17 protein-coding genes are annotated in these 20,167 nt (G+C 54.0%); 7 read left to right on the top strand and 10 right to left on the bottom strand.

What is annotated here, in order from left to right:
* Positions 1–103: 103 nt before the first annotated feature.
* The gene (locus tag AB4K05_RS01155; protein ID WP_368478234.1) at positions 104–994 is read right to left on the bottom strand and encodes an AraC family transcriptional regulator N-terminal domain-containing protein; all 891 of its coding nucleotides are present in this window, start codon (positions 992–994) and stop codon (positions 104–106) included.
* Positions 995–1,189: 195 nt separating this feature from the next.
* Here AB4K05_RS01155 and yqhD point away from each other — a divergent pair, with 195 nt between their 5' ends.
* Both yqhD and dkgA read left to right on the top strand, forming a co-directional pair.
* Positions 1,190–2,353 carry an alcohol dehydrogenase gene (gene yqhD / locus AB4K05_RS01150; protein WP_368478233.1) on the top strand — a complete coding sequence of 388 codons (1,164 nt, stop codon included), beginning with the start codon at positions 1,190–1,192 and terminating at the stop codon, positions 2,351–2,353.
* Positions 2,354–2,456: 103 nt separating this feature from the next.
* Positions 2,457–3,284, top strand: a complete 828-nt coding sequence (gene dkgA / locus AB4K05_RS01145) for a 2,5-didehydrogluconate reductase DkgA (RefSeq protein ID WP_368478232.1) — start codon at positions 2,457–2,459, stop codon at positions 3,282–3,284.
* Positions 3,285–3,333: 49 nt separating this feature from the next.
* On the opposite strand, the gene AB4K05_RS01140 is transcribed toward dkgA, so the two are convergent.
* From AB4K05_RS01140 to AB4K05_RS01115, 6 genes are all read right to left on the bottom strand, one after another.
* On the bottom strand, positions 3,334–5,511 hold the full coding sequence (locus AB4K05_RS01140; protein ID WP_368478231.1) for a YgiQ family radical SAM protein: 2,178 nt from the start codon (positions 5,509–5,511) through the stop codon (positions 3,334–3,336).
* A 174-nt stretch (positions 5,512–5,685) separates the two neighbouring features.
* The gene (gene ftsP, locus AB4K05_RS01135) at positions 5,686–7,098 is read right to left on the bottom strand and encodes a cell division protein FtsP (RefSeq protein WP_368478230.1); all 1,413 of its coding nucleotides are present in this window, start codon (positions 7,096–7,098) and stop codon (positions 5,686–5,688) included.
* Between the two features lie 99 nt (positions 7,099–7,197).
* A complete protein-coding gene (locus AB4K05_RS01130) occupies positions 7,198–7,935 on the bottom strand; it encodes a 1-acylglycerol-3-phosphate O-acyltransferase (RefSeq protein ID WP_368478229.1) in 738 nt (245 codons plus the stop codon).
* 219 nt (positions 7,936–8,154) lie between these two features.
* The gene (gene parC, locus AB4K05_RS01125; RefSeq protein WP_368478228.1) at positions 8,155–10,413 is read right to left on the bottom strand and encodes a DNA topoisomerase IV subunit A; all 2,259 of its coding nucleotides are present in this window, start codon (positions 10,411–10,413) and stop codon (positions 8,155–8,157) included.
* 110 nt (positions 10,414–10,523) lie between these two features.
* Entirely contained in the window at positions 10,524–11,390 is an 867-nt protein-coding gene (locus AB4K05_RS01120; RefSeq protein ID WP_368478227.1) for a GyrI-like domain-containing protein, read from the bottom strand.
* A 75-nt stretch (positions 11,391–11,465) separates the two neighbouring features.
* Positions 11,466–11,864 (bottom strand): YgiW/YdeI family stress tolerance OB fold protein, encoded by a 399-nt coding sequence (locus AB4K05_RS01115; protein WP_368478226.1) that lies wholly within the window; start codon positions 11,862–11,864, stop codon positions 11,466–11,468.
* Positions 11,865–12,013: 149 nt separating this feature from the next.
* Here AB4K05_RS01115 and qseB point away from each other — a divergent pair, with 149 nt between their 5' ends.
* From qseB to lysM, 5 genes are all read left to right on the top strand, one after another.
* Positions 12,014–12,673 (top strand): quorum sensing response regulator transcription factor QseB, encoded by a 660-nt coding sequence (gene qseB, locus AB4K05_RS01110; protein WP_368478225.1) that lies wholly within the window; start codon positions 12,014–12,016, stop codon positions 12,671–12,673.
* Positions 12,670–14,019 (top strand): quorum sensing histidine kinase QseC, encoded by a 1,350-nt coding sequence (gene qseC, locus AB4K05_RS01105; protein ID WP_368478224.1) that lies wholly within the window; start codon positions 12,670–12,672, stop codon positions 14,017–14,019. Before qseB ends, qseC begins: the two co-directional genes overlap by 4 nt.
* A gap of 106 nt (positions 14,020–14,125) precedes the next feature.
* A complete protein-coding gene (locus AB4K05_RS01100) occupies positions 14,126–14,707 on the top strand; it encodes an NAD(P)H-dependent oxidoreductase (RefSeq protein ID WP_368478223.1) in 582 nt (193 codons plus the stop codon).
* 30 nt (positions 14,708–14,737) lie between these two features.
* Positions 14,738–15,052, top strand: a complete 315-nt coding sequence (locus AB4K05_RS01095; protein WP_368478222.1) for a putative quinol monooxygenase — start codon at positions 14,738–14,740, stop codon at positions 15,050–15,052.
* Positions 15,053–15,151: 99 nt separating this feature from the next.
* Positions 15,152–15,592 carry a peptidoglycan-binding protein LysM gene (lysM, locus tag AB4K05_RS01090; protein WP_368478221.1) on the top strand — a complete coding sequence of 147 codons (441 nt, stop codon included), beginning with the start codon at positions 15,152–15,154 and terminating at the stop codon, positions 15,590–15,592.
* A gap of 52 nt (positions 15,593–15,644) precedes the next feature.
* Here the strand turns inward: lysM and AB4K05_RS01085 are convergent, their stop codons facing one another.
* The 3 genes from AB4K05_RS01085 to AB4K05_RS01075 form a co-directional block, all read right to left on the bottom strand.
* Positions 15,645–16,835 (bottom strand): glycoside hydrolase family 88 protein, encoded by a 1,191-nt coding sequence (locus AB4K05_RS01085; protein ID WP_368478220.1) that lies wholly within the window; start codon positions 16,833–16,835, stop codon positions 15,645–15,647.
* A 25-nt stretch (positions 16,836–16,860) separates the two neighbouring features.
* Positions 16,861–18,129: an oligosaccharide MFS transporter gene (locus tag AB4K05_RS01080; RefSeq protein WP_368478219.1), complete on the bottom strand. Its 1,269-nt coding sequence runs from the start codon at positions 18,127–18,129 to the stop codon at positions 16,861–16,863.
* An 84-nt stretch (positions 18,130–18,213) separates the two neighbouring features.
* Positions 18,214–20,025: a DUF2264 domain-containing protein gene (locus AB4K05_RS01075; protein ID WP_368478218.1), complete on the bottom strand. Its 1,812-nt coding sequence runs from the start codon at positions 20,023–20,025 to the stop codon at positions 18,214–18,216.
* Positions 20,026–20,167: the final 142 nt, after the last annotated feature.

The raw sequence follows: 20,167 nt of genomic DNA, 5'->3' as shown, positions 1-20,167 counted from the left end.
AGGTTATCCGTAGGCCGGATAAGGCGTTTGCGCCGCCATCCGGCAACGTGCTCGGGGATTGCCTGATGGCGCTACGCTTATCAGGCCTACTTGAGTCACTCGGCTACATTCCGCGCAGCCGCGCGGCATCCTCTCCCGGCGTCATGCCAAAATAGCGCTTAAACTCCCGGCTAAACTGCGATGCGCTCTCATAGCCCACCTGCATTGCCGCAGCGCTGGCCTTCAAACCATCATGCACCATCATCATGCGCGCTTTATGCAAGCGGTAGGCTTTCAAATACTGCAGCGGAGAAGTGCTGGTAACCGACTTAAAATTATGGTGAAACGCCGACAGGCTCATATTGGCTTCAGCTGCCAGCTGGTCAACGCTCAAGGTTTCGGTGTACTGGCTCTCAATACGCTTCAGCACTCGGCTAATCTGGCTGAAGTGAGTTTGACGGCTAACCAGCGCTATCAGCGCGCCACCGCGTGGCCCGAGCAGCACGTGATAGAGCATTTCGCGGATAATTTGTTTGCCCAAAATACGTGCGTCCAGCGGCCTTTCCATAACGTCCAGCAGGCGTTCAGCGGCACAGAGGATCTCTTCTGATAACGTCGCGGAATTAATGCCACTTTCCGCCATCGATGGGCGAAACAGCGTGTCTTCGCCAATCTCCATCAGCAGTTCCTGCAACTGTAATATGTCGACGTCCAACCGAAATCCGGCCAGCGGTGCGTCTTCGGTCGCAAAAGTTTCACATTCAAAGGGTAAAGGTACTGTGAGCAGCAGATATTCATTCGCGTCATAGCGGAATGTGCGCTCATTGATATAACCGATTTTATAACCGGAAAAGAGAAACACGATGCCCGGACGATACATCACCGGCGTACGCCCGTTGGGTTGCGTACCGTAGATAAGCTGAATATCAGGCAGTAGGGCTCTTAGGTTTTGTTCATTATTTTTCAGTTGCTTAGTTTTCTCTGTTAGCAACGCACAGATCTCTTCACGGTTCATCAACGGACGCTCCAGGTACCTTTTCTGACGTCATCATTGTGGCGATGATTAATGCATTTCTCCAGCCTTATGGAGAAATGGGCAAGACAATCGCAGAAATGTGCATTGAGAGCTACGGCGACGAAGACCACAATGATGTCATTCGGCAGCGAGCTTCGCCGCCTTGTCTTCAATCTACAAAGAAGGGAACGAGCAATGTTTAATTTCGATCTTCACACCCCGACCCGCATTCTGTTCGGTAAAGGCGCAATTGAAAATCTGCGCGCTCAAATCCCCGCTGACGCCCGTGTTCTGGTGACCTACGGCGGCGGCAGTGTGAAAAAAACCGGCGTACTGGATCAGGTTCTCAATGCGCTGAAAGGTCTGGACGTACTGGAATTCGGCGGTATTGAGCCAAACCCATCCTACGAAACGCTGATGAACGCAGTCAAAATCGCCCGCGAGCAGAAAGTGACCTTCCTGCTTGCCGTCGGCGGCGGCTCTGTTTTAGATGGCACCAAATTTATCGCCGCAGCAGCCCACTATGATGAAAGCATCGATCCATGGGAAATTCTGGAAACCTACGGTAACAACGTCACTAGCGCTATCCCGATGGGCTCCGTACTGACCCTGCCAGCGACCGGTTCTGAATCCAACAAAGGGGCCGTCGTTTCACGTAAAACCACCGGTGACAAACGCGCCTTTATGTCTGCGCACGTGCAGCCAGTCTTCGCCATTCTCGACCCGGTTTACACCTACACCCTGCCACCGCGCCAAGTAGCGAACGGGGTTGTTGACGCCTTCGTGCATACCGTAGAACAGTACGTCACCTACCCGGTTGACGGCAAAATTCAGGATCGCTTCGCGGAAGGCATTTTGCTGACGCTGATTGAAGACGGCCCGAAAGCGCTGAAAGAACCGGAAAACTACGATGTTCGCGCCAACATCATGTGGGCAGCCACTCAGGCGCTGAACGGCCTGATTGGTGCAGGTGTGCCGCAGGATTGGGCTACCCACATGCTGGGCCACGAGCTGACCGCAATGCATGGTCTGGATCACGCACAGACGCTGGCTATCGTTTTACCGTCTCTGTGGAATGAGCAGCGCGCAACCAAGCGTGCAAAACTGCTGCAGTACGCCGAACGTGTGTGGAACATTACCGAAGGTTCTGACGATGCGCGTATCGACGCTGCTATCGCCGCAACCCGTAGCTTCTTCGAACAGATGGGCGTTCCAACCCGCTTGTCCGACTATGGTCTGGACGGCAGCTCCATCCCGGCGCTGCTGAAAAAACTCGAAGAGCACGGTATGACCAAACTGGGCGAAAATCAGGACATTACCCTTGAGGTAAGCCGCCGCATTTACGAAGCCGCCCGTTAATCCAAGCGCATTTTATCTTTCGTTTTTGCATATTTCGACCAGACTTGATCCTACAAACCTTATCGGGGCAATGCCCCGATAAGTTCGTAAAAAGGAGAAATGCATGACACATCCAACCGTGATTAAACTGCACGATGGCAATGTAATGCCGCAGCTAGGCCTAGGCGTATGGCAGGCTAGCAACGAAGAGGTCGTCACCGCGATACATAAGGCTATCGAGGTGGGCTACCGGTCTATTGATACCGCCGCCGCATACAAAAACGAGTCGGGGGTCGGTAAAGCTATCAACAGCGCAGGGGTTCCTCGCGAAGATCTGTTTATCACCTCTAAGCTGTGGAATGACGCGCATCAGCGCCCGGCAGAAGCGCTGCAGGAGAGTCTGGAGCACCTCCAACTGGACTACCTCGATTTGTATCTCATCCACTGGCCGGTTCCCGCCATCGACCATTACATCGAAGCGTGGAAAGGGCTGATTGAGCTACAAAAGCAGGGGCTGGTCAAAAGTATCGGCGTATGCAACTTCCAGATCCCGCACCTACAGCGGCTGATTGATGAAACCGGCGTCGCGCCGGTGATTAACCAGATTGAGCTTCACCCGCTGTTGCAGCAGCGCCCGCTCAATACCTGGAACGCAATGCATAAGATCCAGACTGAATCTTGGAGCCCGCTGGCTCAGGGTGGCGAAGGGGTTTTCGATCAGAAACTGATTCGCGATCTGGCGGATAAATACGGCAAAACGCCGGCCCAGATTGTCATTCGTTGGCATCTGGACAGCGGTCTCGTGGTGATCCCGAAATCGGTGACACCATCGCGCATTGCCGAGAATTTCGCAGTCTGGGATTTCCGTCTGGATAAAGACGAATTGGCGGCGATCGCAAAACTGGATCAGGGCAAGCGTTTAGGCCCGGACCCGGATCAGTTCGGGGGTTAAGTGCCCTCTGCGCAATAACAAAAATGCCCGGCTTTCGCCGGGCATTTTTTTAGCGTGAGACCGGTTTAGGCCGCTTTTTCGCACCGTTGCCCGCAGGCGTCTGGCGCTGATGCGCCACCGGCGTATGCTTGGTTAGCGCCGGGCGGGTGTTGCGGTTTTGACGGCGCGCTTCGCGCATTTCGTCAATCGTCGGTGCCGGTACTAAGCAATCACGACGGCTGCCGATTAGGTGTTTTTTACCCATCGTTTCCAGCGCCTGGCGGATCAGCGGCCAGTTAGCCGGATCGTGGTAACGCAGCAGCGCCTTATGCAGACGGCGCTGTTTATCCCCTTTCGGGATCACCACGTCTTCACTCTTATAGCCAATTTTCCCCAGCGGGTTTTTGCCGGTGTAATACATGGTGGTGGAGTTAGCGAGCGGTGACGGATAGAAGTTCTGCACCTGATCAAGGCGGAAACGACGCTGCTTGAGCCAAAGCGCCAAGTTCACCATATCTTCATCACGCGTACCTGGGTGCGCCGAGATAAAGTAAGGGATCAGATACTGCTCTTTACCTGCCTGCTTCGAATAGGTATCAAACAGTTCTTTGAAGCGGTCATAGCTACCCATGCCCGGCTTCATCATTTTAGACAGCGGCCCTTCTTCAGTATGTTCCGGCGCAATCTTCAGGTAGCCACCAACGTGGTGCGTTGCCAGCTCTTTGATATAGCGCGGATCTTCAACCGCAATGTCATAACGTACGCCGGATGCGATCAGGATTTTCTTGATGCCTTTCAAATCACGGGCGCGACGATAGAGATTGATCGTCGGTTCGTGGTTGGTATCCATGTGCGAACAAATGTCCGGATAAACGCATGACAGGCGGCGACAGGTTTGCTCCGCACGCGGAGATTTGCAACGCAACATATACATGTTGGCGGTTGGGCCGCCGAGGTCGGAGATAATACCGGTAAAGCCGGGAACCGTGTCGCGAATCGCTTCGATTTCATTGACTATCGAATCTTCCGAACGGCTTTGAATGATGCGCCCTTCATGCTCGGTGATGGAACAGAATGAACAGCCACCGAAACAGCCACGCATAATGTTAATCGAGAAGCGGATCATCTCGTACGCGGGAATGCGGGCATCGCCGTATGACGGATGCGGAATACGCTGATACGGCAGCGCAAACACGCTATCCATCTCTTCGGTAGAAAGCGGGATAGCCGGTGGGTTAATCCAGATATAGCGCTCGCCGTGTTTTTGCATCAGCGCACGGGCGCAGCCCGGGTTGGTTTCATGATGCAGAATACGTGATGCGTGCGCGTAGAGAACTTTGTCCCCTTTCACCTTCTCAAAAGATGGCAGTAAAACGTAGGTCTTTTCCCACGGCTTTGGACGCGGTGGCTGCACGGTGACGCGCTTGGCTTCTTGCTTTGGTGGCGCAACGGTTTTGTTATCGGCACACGGCAGGTCTTCACCATATGGATGCGGGATCGGATCGATTTTACCCGGCGTGTCCAGGCGCGTGGAATCCACGCCGCTCCAGCCCGGCAGCGCTTCTTTCACCATGATAGCGGTATTACGCACGTCACGGATTTGAGCGATAGGTTCACCGGCAGCCAAACGGTGCGCCACTTCAACCAACGGACGCTCGCCGTTGCCGAACATCAGCATGTCGGCTTTCGAGTCAACCAGCACGGAACGACGAACGATATCAGACCAGTAGTCGTAGTGCGCGGAACGACGCAGGCTCGCTTCAATCCCGCCCAGAATAACCGGTACGTCTTTCCACGCTTCTTTACAGCGCTGGGTATACACCAGCGTCGCGCGGTCTGGACGCTTGCCCGCCACATTGTCCGGAGTGTAAGCGTCGTCATGACGCAGCTTACGGTCTGCGGTATAGCGGTTAATCATCGAGTCCATGTTACCGGCGGTGACGCCGAAGAACAGATTCGGTTTGCCCAGACGCATAAATTCGTCTTTGCTGTTCCAGTCCGGCTGGGCAATGATCCCCACGCGGAAGCCCTGTGCCTCCAGCATGCGGCCGCAAATCGCCATCCCGAAGCTCGGGTGGTCAATGTAGGCGTCGCCGGTTACCAGAATGATGTCGCAGCTATCCCAGCCCAGTTGATCCATCTCTTCACGCGACATCGGCAAAAATGGTGCCGGCCCAAAGCAGGCGGCCCAGTACTGCGGCCAGGAGAAAAGGTCTCTGTCCGGTTGGATCAGGGATATTGCGCTCATAATGCTTCCAAAAAGAAAAGTGGTAAAAAAATAATCAAAGGCCGGGGATTATAAGCCCGAAAGCCCTATGAATGAAGCGGGAATATTGGGGAATTGTTCGCGTGGGCAACACAATGCGCTACCCAGAGGTCAAGTGCGTGGCGGTAATTACCTCTACCACGCACTTTTTGTTATTTACGGCGCGGGGTTAACCAAAATCTGACCAATCGAGCCACGGTCAGCTAGTTCCAACGTCTGGCTAGCATACTGGAATGGGAAATGCGGCCATGATGGCTGCGAGTAATAGACCAGCAGCTCAACCTGGCCGTCAATCCATACCGTATCCTTCCAGCCCCGGTCTTCCGGCATTGGCGTCGCACCGTTAACGTTACGAACCTGGAACATAACGCCTTCAATATGGAATGACTGCGGCGCATCGGCGCGAACGGTCCAGCGCTCCCACGTTCCCTGCTGCGCGGTAATATCAATCCGTTGCGGGTCCCAACGCTGGCCGTTGATGCCCGGATCGTCACCCAACCGGATGTCGCGGCTGCGAATAGGGGTGCCACCCAGCGTTTCTGCCGGCAGTATGCGCATCGGTAAGTTATCGGTCACTAACGGCAGAAGCCCCGTAGGACGCAGGGTCAGGACCAGAGTGGAAATTAGAATACTCGATGGTTCGAAGAAGCCGCGGATGCGCTCCATGATGCTGGCCGACTCTCCGCAGGTAATCGACACTTCGTCACCGTTGGTCATATCCACGAGGATTTCCCGGCGCTCGCCCGGCGCCAGCGAAATCTGAGTTGCCGAAACGGGAGCTGGCAGGAAGCCCTGATCGCTGGAGATAACGTGTAGCGGGCGGCCATCGCTCATCTGCAGCAAATAGCGGCGCGAGTTGGAGGCATTCAGCAGGCGTAAACGCACCCAGCCGCGCGAGACTTCCACGTACGGCCCTTGTACGCCGTTCACCAGCAGCGTGTCGCCAACAAATCCACCGCTGCCCGGCTCGTCGTAAACCGGCGTGCCGAAATTATCCAGACGTTTGTCTTGGATAATCACCGGAAAATCATCGACCCCATAATGATTCGGGAATGGTAAGGACTTACTAACTTCATCTTCCACCAGCCACATGCCGGCCAAGCCGTTATAGACCTGCTGCGCCATATGGTTCGGCGTATTGGCCTGATACCAAAGCGTCGCGGCGTTCTGACGAATCGGCAGCACGGGCGCCCAGTCGGCGTTTGGCGTCATCATGCGCGCGGCACCGCCGATTAATGGCCCCGGCACCTGCAAACCACGAACCGTCATCGAGACGTTTTCAGTCAGCCGATTGCTGTAGATAAGCTTAACGTCATCGCCTTTCCAAACGCGGATCGTCGGCCCAAGATAGCGACCGTTAATGCCCCAGACGTTCGCGCGCGTGCCTTGGGTAAAGGACCAGTGCGCACGCTGCATCGTTAAGAAAAGCGGCTGTCCACGGCGAGACTCCACCAAAGGAGGTACGGGCAATGGGAGTTGCTTTCCAGCAGCCTGCGCTCTCAGCGGCACGGTTCCCGCACAAAGCGCAACGCCCGAAGCCTGAATAAACTGACGCCGACTGAGTGACATATAAGCTCCATCAAAACTGACAAATCAAAAATGGGAAATCATTTTCCCAACAGCAAAACGGCAAACGATGCAGGCGAAAGCCTACATCGTGACGCAATGTTACACTTTACCGGTAGACTCACGCTGAGCAACTTCACGGTCTAGCTCATCAATTTTTGCCTGCATAACGTCACGGCAATGCTTCGCTAAATCACGCACCTGCTCTTTACTCCACGCGCTGGTATCGATAGGCGGCAGCATTTCCACAATCACTAAACCATTATTCCAGCGATTGAGTTTGATCTTATTCGACGTATTTGAAACGCAGACCGGAATAATCGGTACGCCCGCCGCAATCGCGGCATGAAACGCGCCCGTTTTAAACGGTAACAGGCCGCGCCCACGGCTGCGGGTGCCTTCCGGGAACATCCAGAAAGAAATTTTGCGGGTATTAAACGATTTAACTACTTCCGCGATGGTGCTATGCGCGGCGGCACGGTTATTACGGTCAATCAGTAAGTTACCCGTCAACCAGTAAATCTGCCCGAAGAATGGGATCCATAGCAGACTCTTTTTACCAACGGTCACCGTCGGCGGCTGCACGATATTCGCTGCCGTCACCATATCGTAGTTATTCTGGTGGTTAGCAATATAGATAGCGTTGCCGTAGCTTTCGGCATCAGCGGGTTTACGGGTTTCGACCTTCAGACCAAAAACCGGCGCCATACGGCCAAACATGCGACCAAAAGTCGAAACATGTTTTGGATTGCGCGGGCTGAACAGGCAATAGATACAGCCAAAGATACAGACCAAAATACAATAAATGACAACAATAATGACACGTAAAATGAATAGCATAGCGTCCTCTGAACCCTGAACCGCTTGGAATTATACCCGTCATCGTGTTGCTGGCAGATACGTGGTTTGCACGCATGCGCCAGACATCAGACGGGGTACATATACCGGACAGGGCTTTGTTACTTGCAGGCCCCTGCAAAAAGGTATTGTTAATCGCAATGGTTGAATTAACAACGGTTTTGCAGCAATTTTTCCCCCGCCCGACGGCGGGGGAAAAAGTTACTCTTCGCTGTCACCCGTCTGAGCGCGCTGCGGCGAATCAATTTCCACACGGTCAATTTTTTGCAGGCCGCGCATCAGCGTCCCGCGGCGACCACGTTCGCCGGTTATTTTCTGCAACTCTTCCGGACGCAGCTTGATCTTACGTTTGCCAACGTGGAAGGTCAGCGTACTTTGCGGCGGTAAAATGTAGAGATGCGCCAGGCTATCAACCCCGCTTGCGGCCTCAGCCGACGGAATGTTGATAATCTTGTTGCCCTTCCCTTTCGACAGCTGTGGCAGATCGCTGACTGGGAACATCAGCATACGTCCCGCGCTGGTGATGGCCAGCAGCATGTCCGACTCATCTGTAACCACCTGTGGCGGCAGGACATGCGCGTTATCCGGCAACGAAATCAGCGCTTTACCTGCACGGTTACGGGCGATCAGATCGTTGAACGTACACAGGAAACCGTAGCCAGCATCGGAGGCCATCAACAGTTTCGTTTCTTCGCCTTCCATCAGCATGTGTTCGACCGTGGCACCCGGCGGCAGCGTCAGCTTGCCGGTGAGCGGCTCACCTTGCCCACGCGCCGACGGCAGCGTGATCGGATCGATGGCATAGCTGCGTCCGGTCGTATCGACAAACACCACCGGCTGGTTGCTCTTGCCTTTGACCGCTGAATGGAAGCTATCGCCAGACTTATAGCTCAAGCCCTGCGCGTCGATATCGTGGCCTTTGGCGCTACGTACCCAGCCCATCTGCGACAGCACAATAGTCACCGGCTCTGATGGCAGCATGTCATGATCATTCATGGCCTTCGCTTCTTCGCGCTCGCGCAGCGGAGAACGACGGTCATCGCCGAAGGCATCGGAGTCAGCCTGCAGCTCTTTCTTCAGCAGATTGCTCATTTTGCGCTCGGAAGCGAGAATGGCCTGCAGCTGATCGCGCTCTTTCGCCAAATCGTCCTGCTCACCGCGGATTTTCACCTCTTCAAGCTTGGCGAGATGACGTAATTTCAGCTCAAGGATCGCTTCCGCCTGGGTTTCGCTGATACCAAATCGCGACATCAATGCCGGTTTTGGCTCATCTTCAGTGCGGATTATCTCAATCACTTCATCAATGTTGAGGAACGCCACCAGCAAACCTTCAAGGATATGCAGGCGTTTGAGCACTTTTTCCAGACGGTAGTTTAGGCGACGACGCACGGTATCACGACGGAATGCCAGCCATTCGGTGAGGATCTCCAGCAGGTTTTTCACCGCCGGGCGACCATCAAGGCCGATCATGTTCAGGTTGATACGGTAGCTTTTTTCAAGATCGGTAGTAACGAACAGGTGATTCATCACCGGTTCCATATCCACACGATTAGAGCGCGGCACAATCACCAGACGCGTCGGGTTTTCGTGGTCAGACTCGTCGCGCAGGTCGTCCACCATCGGCAGCTTTTTATTGCGCATCTGCGCCGCAATCTGCTCCAGCACTTTCGCGCCGGACACCTGATGCGGCAGCGCGGTAATCACCACCGCGCCGTCTTCTTTGTGCCACACCGCACGCATACGTACGGAGCCGCGACCGTTCTGGTAGATTTTGCGGATTTCCGCGCGCGGGGTAATGATTTCCGCTTCCGTCGGGTAATCCGGCCCCTGCACGATATCCAACACTTCATCAAGCGTGGTCTGCGGTTTTTCAATCAAGGTGATTGCCGCTTTAGCCACTTCGCGCAGGTTGTGCGGAGGAATATCCGTGGCCATGCCGACGGCAATGCCGGTGGTGCCGTTCAGCAAAATATTCGGCATACGCGCAGGCAGCATTTTCGGCTCTTGCATCGTGCCATCGAAGTTAGGTGCCCAATCGGCTGTGCCTTGGCCCAGCTCGCTTAGCAACAGTTCGGCATATTTTGACAGTCGGGATTCTGTGTAACGCATGGCGGCGAACGATTTCGGGTCATCCGGCGCCCCCCAGTTCCCCTGACCATCAACCAGCGGATAGCGGTAAGAGAACGGCTGCGCCATCAGCACCATCGCTTCATAACAGGCGCTGTCGCCGTGCGGATGGTACTTACCTAATACGTCGCCGACGGTACGGGCGGATTTTTTAAATTTGGCGCTGGCATTAAGCCCCAGCTCCGACATCGCATAAACGATGCGGCGCTGTACCGGCTTTAAGCCATCGCCAATAAACGGCAACGCGCGGTCCATGATGACGTACATGGAATAGTTTAAGTAGGCGTTTTCCGTGAATTCATGTAGCGCAAGGCGCTCTGCCATATCGCTCATTAACTGGGGATCCTCAATCTGCATGCTGACCGTACGGACGGCAATATTGCCGCAGATAATAACCTATCTCACGTTCTGAGTCACAGGCCGTGAGATAGGTTGCAGGATGGTTAACGCAGCGGCAGAAAGATATCCGTTTCCAGTTCATGTTCCGCGACTTCATGAACAAAATTGCGGTACAGGAAAAAGACCGGGAAATCCCGTGTCGTTTCGCCGCTGGTCGGTAGCCATTCACGGAATAAATACCAAACGCTGTCGGAGAGGGAATCCAGCGAACCATGATGGCGGACTACCGCGCAGCGACCGGCGGGGATTTCACCGTTGATGACGCCGACATCATTGTGCGGAATCGGCCGTTCTACGCTGCCGCAAATATCAAAACGGAAGGTTTCCGGCGGCGTCGTGTCGGGATCGTGCCAGGCAATACCAAACGTCTGACTGCTTGCCACCGGCGACAGCCCCGTCGTTCGCCGCCATTCTATAAATTTTGCTGCGCTCTCATTCACTCTATCGGGCGCCCCCAGATGGCTCAACATCGCCACCTGCGTGTGAGGAAACGAAACAATTTTCACATCCATTACGTGCTGCTCCTGTAAAACCAGTTTAGGTACACGTTGATGCCAAGCCGCCCAGTCTGCTCTTTTTCGGAACTGGCGCGGGCTTTGACCAAACGCGGTTTTGAAAGCACGTGTGAACGACTCAGGGTTTTGAAATCCGGCATCCAGCGCAATATCGATAACCTTATCCCGTGGGTTGAACGCCAGCCGCCAAGATGCCCGGCGTAAACGCAACCACTGGATATAGCGATACAGCGGTAGACCGCTCCAGGCGGTAAACTGCCGGTGAAAATGAAACGGCGAGCTGTGCGCCATCCGGCTTAATATCTCAAGCGAGAGGGGTTCATCCAGATGGCGCTCAATATATTCACACACGCGCCGCAGACGTGCGGAATAGGTCACGCTCAATGGGTCATTCATCACGGCCTCCTTGTGGGACATTCTGCCCACCGGACCATCGGGAATCCTGACCGATCTTGCGCATTACCGGAGGATTTATGGATTCACTTTGCGAATCTGCTTCACGTCAATTTCGACAGAGTTCCAGTCTTTGTCAACTTCACCTTGAATTTCAACTACATCCTGCGGAGTGATGGTCTGGCCGTTCCAGCGTTTGTGGTCGATATCCACATTTACCGTGCCGCTCGCATCTTTAAAAATATACAGATCATCAGAGATGCGCTCGATGATGTTACCGCGCAGAGTCACCCAAGTGTCGTCACGCATTGATTTCGCGTTCGCCGACGTGGTTACCGTGCCGTTAGGTCCAACAAAGCCACCGGCTTGTGAGGTCGTAGTGGTGCTCGTTGGGCCGGAAAAACCGCCCTGATTAGCGGCAAAAGCGGGGGCCGAGGCCAGTGCAAAAATCGCGGCGATGACAGCAAGTTTCTTCATGATATGTTCTCCCTTTTTGGTTTCTGATGCCTATTTCACAGGGTAATTCTTAACAACTTCTTAAGGGGAAAAAATATTTATTTTTGCTGTACAGCGCGCGTAAAGGCGCGGTTTACTTGATCTATACGGTAGCGGGCAAGGAGCGGCAAATGCGTATTTTATTGGTGGAAGATGACAAACTCATTGGCGATGGCATCAAAACCGGGCTCGGTAAAATGGGTTTTAGCATCGACTGGTTTACCCGTGGTGAAGAGGGAAAAATTGCGCTCTATAGCGCCCCGTACGATGCGGTGATCCTCGATCTCACCCTACCCGGCATCGACGGGCTGGATATTTTGCGCGAGTGGCGCGAAAAGTCCCACCGCGAACCGGTGCTGATCCTGACCGCACGCGACGCACTGAGCCAGCGCGTGGAAGGGCTGCGCCTCGGCGCCGACGACTACCTGTGTAAACCGTTCGCCCTGATTGAAGTCGCCGCACGGTTGGAAGCATTGATTCGCCGTGCGCACGGGCAAACCAGCAGCATTCTGCGCCACGGCGAGGTCGAGCTTGATCCTGGTAAACTGGTGGCCAGCCTCAGCGGTGCTCCGTTGATGCTTAAACCGAAAGAGTTCGCGCTGCTGGAACTTTTGTTACGCAACGCCGGACGCGTATTGCCGCGTAAACTGATAGAAGAGAAGCTCTATAGCTGGGATGAAGAGGTCAGTAGCAACGCCATCGAAGTCCACGTCCACCATCTGCGCCGTAAGCTCGGCAGCCATTTTATCCGCACCGTTCACGGTATCGGTTATACCCTAGGTGACCAATGAATCTGCTCCGCCGCCTGAGTCTGCGCTTTCGCCTGACGCTTCTGTTTATGCTGCTCGCCGCCGTAGCGTGGTGCTTTGCCAGCGTCATTGCCTGGAAGCAGACGACCCATAAGCTCGATAAGCTATTCGACACCCAGCAAATGCTCTTTGCAAAACGCATCAGCGCGATGGATTTCGCCGACCTGCCGACATCGCGACAGTGGATCCGCGCACCGAAAAAGGTCAAGCATGGTCACCTAGATGATGACGCGCTGGCCTTCGCCATTTATACCGTCGATGGCAAAATGGTGCTGCATGATGGCGAGAACGGTCCCTATATTCCCTACCATTATCGTCGTGAAGGTTTTGACGACGGTCATCTGAGCAACGATGACGACGGCTGGCGTTTCCTCTGGCTCACCACCGCCGATAAGAAATACCGCATCGTGGTCGGCCAGGAGTGGGACTACCGCCGGGAGATGGCGCTCGATATCATCACCGGCCAGCTCACGCCGTGGCTTATTGCCCTACCGGTGATGTTTTTGCTGCTGATATTGCTGTTAAGCCGCGAGCTGGCGCCGTTGAAAAAACTAACCCGCACCCTGCGCCAGCGCGATCCGGACTCTGGCTGTCCGCTCGCCACCGACGGCGTGCCAAGCGAGGTACGCCCGCTGCTCGACGCCCTGAACCAGCTATTTCGCCGCACCCATGACATGATGTCCCGCGAACGCCGCTTCACTTCCGACGCGGCCCATGAGCTGCGCAGCCCGCTGACCGCGCTGCGAGTGCAGGCCGAAGTGGCGCAAATGTCACAAGACGATCCGCAAAGCCAGAGCAAGGCACTGAGCCAGTTGCATGCCGGTATCGATCGTGCAACCCGGCTGGTAGAGCAATTGCTGACCCTCTCCCGTCTCGACTCGTTGGAGCAACTGGCCGATGTGCAGTCAGTCAGCCTCGACGATCTGCTGCAATCTTCAGTGATGGATATCTACCACTCGGCACAAAAAGCCAATATTGAGATCCGCTTGCACCTACACGCCCAGCAGGTCAGCCGAGTCGCTCAGCCGCTGCTATTGAGCCTGCTGGTGCGCAATCTGTTGGACAACGCCGTGCGCTATAGCCCCGCTGGCAGCGTGGTAGACGTTACCCTTGAACGCAACGGTTTTAGCGTGCGCGATAACGGGCCGGGGATAAGTCCGCAGGCGCTGGAACGCATCGGCGAGCGTTTTTATCGCCCTCCCGGGCAAGATGAAACCGGCAGCGGGCTTGGGTTATCTATCGTGCAGCGCATCGCCGCGCTGCACCAGATGTCGGTTGCTTTCAGTAATGCGCCGGGTGGCGGCTTCCAGGTCATGATTCGCTGGTAGTTAAATTATTGCGTTTACAGCAAAAGACTTTGCACATTTTGTACATTTAACCACTTTGCTGGGCCGAGTATCATGGCTGACAAACGCATTTTCTTGAGGACAAATAATGAGCAACATTCTGATTGTTAACGGCGCAAAAAAATTCGGCCACTCCAACGGTCAACTCAACGACACCATGACTGAAGTCGCGGAGACCTATCTGCGCGACCTCGGGCATGATGTTAAGGTCGTTCGCGCCGATGGCGACTATGACGTCAAAGCGGAAGTTCAAAACTTCCTGTGGGCCGATACCGTTATCTGGCAGATGCCGGGTTGGTGGATGGGCGCACCGTGGACGGTGAAAAAATATATCGATGACGTCTTCACCGAAGGTCACGGTTCTCTGTACGCCAGCGATGGTCGTACCCGTTCTGATGCCAGCAAAAAATATGGTTCCGGCGGTTTGATTCAGGGTAAAACCTACATGCTGTCTCTGACCTGGAACGCCCCGATGGAAGCCTTTACCGATAAAGATCAGTTCTTCCATGGCGTCGGCGTTGACGGTGTTTATCTGCCGTTCCATAAAGCCAACCAGTTCCTGGGGATGGAAGCGCTGCCGACCTTTATCACCAACGACGTGATTAAAATGCCAGACGTTCCACGCTATGTTGCAGAATACCGCGAGCATCTTGCGAAGATTTTTGCTTAACTGGGACGCTGGAATTAGAAGGAGTTAATCATGTTGACAGTTATTGCTGAAATCCGTACTCGTCCAGGGCAACACCACCGTCAGGCGGTACTGGAACAGTTTACAAAAATCATCCCAACCGTACTGCAAGAAGACGGCTGCCACGGTTACGCGCCGCTGGTCGATCACGCGGCTGACGTGAGCTTCCAGACCACCGCTCCTGACTCTATCGTTATGGTAGAAGTGTGGGAAAGCGTTGCGCACCTAGAAGCACACCTGCAAACCCCGCACATGAAAGCGTGGGGCGAAGCGGTGAAAGGCGATGTTTTAGACACCACTATTCGTATTTTACAGCCAGGCGTTTAATCTTCTCCCCGCCCCTCGCCTTTGCGCTGAGGGGCTCATCACCGCACTCTCCCTCACCTGCTATGCTTATTCAGTCTTCATGTTCAACAGGAGAATGGAATGGGTATTTTTAACTTTGTAAAAGAAGCCGGTGAAAAACTCTGGGACAGTCTGACTGACCATAAAGGACAGGGCGACAAGGCCGCCGAGCATCTCAAGAAACTGAATATTCCCGGCGCGGATAAAGTGCAGGTCAGTATCACCGATGGCAAAGCCAGCGTGACTGGCGATGGGCTGACGCAGGAAGAGAAAGAAAAAATTCAGGTGGCGGTGGGCAATATCGCTGGAGTTAGCGAGGTTGAAAACAATATCACAACCACCGACGCCCACGATGAAGCGACCTATTACACGGTAAAATCTGGCGATACGCTCAGTGCCATTTCCAAAACGGTTTACGGTAACGCCAATCTGTACAACAAAATCTTCGAAGCTAACCGCCCTATGCTGTCCAGCCCGGATAAAATCTATCCCGGCCAGACGTTGCGTATTCCAAAAGCCTGATCTTAGACTCGCGTAATACCACCCTCTCCCCGTTTGGGAGAGGGTGACAAGATTACCAGTACGGCTTCCAGCTCTGCGTCATGCGCACCAGCGCTTCCACATAGAAGTAATCTCCCCAGCTGCAGCACTCATCCACGCCTTTATCGCTGGCGAAGTGATAAACCGAGTGTTTCAGTACGCCGGTTCCCGGCTCATCCACGCCGACTAAGTAGCGTTTTGATAGCGATGACATCATGGCCATCGCCCACTGCTGATAACGTTCACGATCCGGATCGGTGATCGGCAAATACTTCACCAGTTCCAGCAGGCCACAGACCGCAATCGCCGCCGACGACGAATCACGTAGCGCGTCGGTACCGACCAGCGCTAAATCCCAATGGCAGATGGCATCTTCCGGCAGGCGGTTCAGGAAGTAATTCGCCAGTTTTTTCGATAGGCCAATGAGTTCTTTATCGCCGGTGTAAAGGAAGCTCAGCATAAAGCCATAAATCCCCCACGCCTGTCCCCGCGACCAGCACGAGTCATCGGCGTAACCCTGCTGCGTCTTGCCAAATCGCGGTGCGCCGGTTTGCACATCCATATAGTAGGTGTGCCAGGTTGAAGCATCGTCGCGCACCAGGTATTTTGCCGACTGACGCACGTGGGCGCGGGCGGCGTCGGCAAAGCGCGGATCGCCTGTCTGCTCGGTCGCCCAGTACAGCAGCGGCAGGTTCATGGTGCAGTCGATAATCATGCGGCCCGCCTGCTCCGGATCGGTCAGTACGCCCCAAGCTTGGATAATCTCGGCTTTACGGTGGAAGCGTTCTAACAGCGCTTCCGCCGCCTGCAATGAAAAACCTCGCGCCTCGCGGTTACCGGTCAAACGCCATGCCGCCACGCAGGAGAGCGTATATAAAAAGCCCAGATCGTGGGTGTTGGTATCCTGACGCCCGGCGATACGCAGGCCAAAAGAACGCACGTGTTTTTCGGCCAACTCGCGGTACTTTTCCTCTCCGGTCATTTCCCACGCCAGCCACAGCTGACCGGTCCAAAAACTGGTGGTCCATTCCACATTTTCCGTTAACGGGTAGATGCCCTCTACGCAGGCTTCGCCTGGGAATTTATCACCGAAATCCGTTATATGACGGCTAATCAGCTTAAGGACATGGCTACGCGCCGAGCACAGTTCATCGTTAAACGCTTGGAGATTAACGGGTGCCCCAGGGTATTCGCGCAGTTTTTCCAGAGCGATACGAGTTAACATTTTCGGTTCCTTCATTCAGTCGAGCTTATTTAGAAATACCGTTTTCAGCCACATCCAGCGCAGGCTGGCGATGATTCTGGCGTTGACAAGCGGATAGCGTGAAAGCGGAGATAAGCGTGAAGAACAGCGCAATACCGCCCATGATCATATAGGTCTTTTCAAAGCCAATTCGGTCGTATAATAAACCGGCGGGTGAAGAGACAACGACGTTACCGATATAAAGCATGGCCTGATAACCCAATAAATACATGGTTGCGTTGACGCGCTTATCAAAATGCTCAGCGATATATTTAAATACCGACACCAGCAACAAACAGATTTCCAAACCATACAACGGTTTGATAACTGAAATAAGCAGGTGAGAATCGCACAGCCCGGAAATAACCAAGCGAGCGCCAACTAAAACACCAACAATCAACAGGCCGCGTTTTGCGCCAATATAGTTAACGAACATCGGCATGAAGATATACATCACGAATTCGGTGCCAGACTGTACCGTCCCCAGCAGGCCAAATACCGTATTGCCCTCATGAACATCGCTAAAGAACGTCACGAAATAGCGGGAGAACTGTTGCTCCGCAACAAACATCATCCACGCCACCCCCGCCACGTACAGGCAGAAGGCCCAGAATTTACCGCTTTTCAGCAGATCAAAAACGTCTTTCAAGACAATCTTATCTTTGGAGATAACCGCGTCGGCATTGCGGGTCTGAGTATCAACCTTCAGGCTTATCAGTACCGCCAGCATCACAAGTGACGCCACGCTACCGAGAATAAAGTTATAGGCCGGAGAGATATTAAACAGCAGGCCGGAGAAGGATGAAGCGACCGCCCAGCCGAGCGAACCCCACATACGAATCTGGCCGAATTCCATGCTGTTTAGGCGGCTGTAGCGATCGGCATAAGACTCACAGGCCGCCACGCCCGCATACCAAGCAAAACTCAAGTAAATTGCCCCGACCACAATCCCCACCGTGGTGTGGGACAGCAGCAGCGGCTGATAGACATAAATAAAGAAGGGTGCCATCAGAGCCGACATCACCACTACAAAATAGAGCAAATATTTGCTCATGCCTATTTTATCGAGGATATAGCCATAAATCGGTTTTAAGACAACCGAGAATATACCGTTTACCGCAAATACAGTACCAATTACCGCGCCGCTCAATTCCGCTTTCTGCCCTAACCAGATGGCAAACAAGCCAATACTGGCCGACCAAGTAAAGAAGTATAAAAATATGAAAGAGCTTATTTTATAATATTCCAGTCTGTTTTGAGACGATATTTTTTCCATACGGTCCTCGACCAAACGTTGTAGGGTGTACGCTCTGAATATTGCTTTCAGAGCGTGCCAGAGGTTTTTATTTATTTCGTTATTTTAAATATGCAACACAAGGGTTTTACTACAGGTGTTATCCGTCACGCGCAGTGTATTATTTTCAATAAGCAGCGTTGGCAATACCGGCTGAAGCGCATTATCGTCGCCGCTGGCGTTGACGGCGCAGCATAGCCAATGTTCGCCGGGTTCAATTTCGCCCGTTAAGGTTGGGATCACCGCGCACTCGGCAAACATCACGCTACTGTTAGGTGGTGTGACTACGCTGTCGCCCTGGCGGGCAACAGGCGAAATATCGGCAATCATGCTGACGCCGTTGGTCGCCCGCACCCGGCTCCACCGCGCACGCGATTCGACATCCGCCTTCATCACGGCAAAGCCACCTTCTACGGTCTGTAGCCGCCGTGCGGTATTAACACGGTGTACGCGCACGTGCCAATCGCCGCACAGAATAAGCCAGGTCTCAATCCGCACGTCGTGCCACGGCAGCCAGCGGGAATAAATTGCCCCCTCCAGCATTTCAACGCACTCGCACTCGCGGCGTCCACGCCAGTAGTTGTCGCTATCCGATAACAGCAGCATCGAGTCACAGGCCGCATGTTTGATACCGTAACGCCCCCGTTCGATGGTGAAGCCAAAGCGGGTGGAATAGGCAAACTTGGTGTATTTGGCCTCGGTGTTGACGTAATTGTTCAGCTCCAACTGCCCAGAGGTCAGCATGACCACGTGCTGTGAGTTTTCGCTGTGCTGCAAAATTTGCTGAGCCGGAACAATCGCGTGAGTTGCTGACAGCGTCGGCAGCGGCATTTCTTCGGCCAGCCAGAAAGCGTGGTCTGCCGGCAGCGCTAAAATCAGGAACATTTTCAGCGCCCAGTACGGTGAGCCCGGTGCGTTGTAGTCTTCACACATCGCCAGATTCGGGTAAGCAAATCCGAGCGTTAAGATGCCATCACGGTCGAAAATCGGTTGCTTCAGCCACCAGCGCAGGTGACGCAGAATAATGCCCTTCACCACACCTGGCGAGAAAACGTCCAGCCCAGCAAAGGCTACGCCACTCCAGAAAGCGACCATCGCAAAGCGGTAGGTCAGGCTGCGGCCAAAAGGCACCGATGCGCCGTCGGCGGCGGAAAGATAGATGAAGTCTTTGGCAAACAAGCAGGCGCGTTCGCGCAACGTCGCCGCACGCGTCGGGTCGTCATGTGCGTTCAACGTGGCGTAAATCAGGCCATAGAAATGGAACGCCATCGAGATATAGTAATCTTTTGGCCGACCAGGGCCATCTGAGTACCAGCCATCGCCAAGGTAGTAGGCTTCCATCATGCCGAAGCGGCGATCGATTGCCGCCTGGTCGTACGGCAGGCCCGCACGTTTAAAACCGAGCTGAACGATAATGGCAAAGTAGTTCCAGTTACTGTCCGGCATCTGGGCGTCGGTGATTTGGTTAAGCCAGCGGTGCAGGTTGGCTAACTCAGCCTCGCTGAATACGTCAGTGAGTTTATTCTGCAACAGCGCCAGGCCCAAACCATAGGCTGCCATCTCCACCAGACGCTGATCGTACGGCCCGGTTTCGCCCCAGTAAGACGGGCTTTGCGGGTCGGTGCCAAGCTTTATCGCGGTAATGTATTTATCGCTAAACGGCACGTCGGCTCCGCCCGCCAGCAGCGGAAACAGGCCCCAAAGCGCTCTCGATAAACCCTCCATCTCCGCTATATCCGTGGAATAGTGCGCACAGGTTTTACCCAATGAGAACTGCGCCACGTCTGCGGGAAATTGTTTATCGAGAGCGCTCAGCATCGTCACCAACGTTTGCGTGACGTCTTCACGCGATGACAATATTTTTGATATTTCAGCCACTGTCCTGACCCCTAATTTAACCATCCTCGAAAGTGGCTAAAGCATAGAGAATCCAGCCGATAGAGAAATGTTAACCCGATCACAACTGATAGTATTGTCTGAACCACGTCTTGATAAAATTTAAAACAGTGGTTTAGTAGTA

Source organism: Kluyvera sp. STS39-E (genome assembly GCF_040932435.1).
In the GTDB taxonomy this organism is placed as follows: Bacteria; Pseudomonadota; Gammaproteobacteria; order Enterobacterales; family Enterobacteriaceae; genus Kluyvera.
This window is presented reverse-complemented; position numbering and strand designations above follow the sequence as displayed.

Coding starts and splice junctions, on each gene's coding strand:
- qseB (WP_368478225.1), top strand. CDS start 12,014: ATGCGTATTTTATTGGTGGAAGATGACAAACTCATTGGCGATGGCATC.
- AB4K05_RS01115 (WP_368478226.1), bottom strand. CDS start 11,864: ATGAAGAAACTTGCTGTCATCGCCGCGATTTTTGCACTGGCCTCGGCC.
- lysM (WP_368478221.1), top strand. CDS start 15,152: ATGGGTATTTTTAACTTTGTAAAAGAAGCCGGTGAAAAACTCTGGGAC.
- AB4K05_RS01120 (WP_368478227.1), bottom strand. CDS start 11,390: ATGAATGACCCATTGAGCGTGACCTATTCCGCACGTCTGCGGCGCGTG.
- AB4K05_RS01155 (WP_368478234.1), bottom strand. CDS start 994: ATGAACCGTGAAGAGATCTGTGCGTTGCTAACAGAGAAAACTAAGCAA.
- AB4K05_RS01130 (WP_368478229.1), bottom strand. CDS start 7,935: ATGCTATTCATTTTACGTGTCATTATTGTTGTCATTTATTGTATTTTG.
- AB4K05_RS01100 (WP_368478223.1), top strand. CDS start 14,126: ATGAGCAACATTCTGATTGTTAACGGCGCAAAAAAATTCGGCCACTCC.
- AB4K05_RS01080 (WP_368478219.1), bottom strand. CDS start 18,129: ATGGAAAAAATATCGTCTCAAAACAGACTGGAATATTATAAAATAAGC.
- AB4K05_RS01085 (WP_368478220.1), bottom strand. CDS start 16,835: ATGTTAACTCGTATCGCTCTGGAAAAACTGCGCGAATACCCTGGGGCA.
- AB4K05_RS01095 (WP_368478222.1), top strand. CDS start 14,738: ATGTTGACAGTTATTGCTGAAATCCGTACTCGTCCAGGGCAACACCAC.
- ftsP (WP_368478230.1), bottom strand. CDS start 7,098: ATGTCACTCAGTCGGCGTCAGTTTATTCAGGCTTCGGGCGTTGCGCTT.
- parC (WP_368478228.1), bottom strand. CDS start 10,413: ATGAGCGATATGGCAGAGCGCCTTGCGCTACATGAATTCACGGAAAAC.
- dkgA (WP_368478232.1), top strand. CDS start 2,457: ATGACACATCCAACCGTGATTAAACTGCACGATGGCAATGTAATGCCG.
- qseC (WP_368478224.1), top strand. CDS start 12,670: ATGAATCTGCTCCGCCGCCTGAGTCTGCGCTTTCGCCTGACGCTTCTG.
- AB4K05_RS01140 (WP_368478231.1), bottom strand. CDS start 5,511: ATGAGCGCAATATCCCTGATCCAACCGGACAGAGACCTTTTCTCCTGG.
- yqhD (WP_368478233.1), top strand. CDS start 1,190: ATGTTTAATTTCGATCTTCACACCCCGACCCGCATTCTGTTCGGTAAA.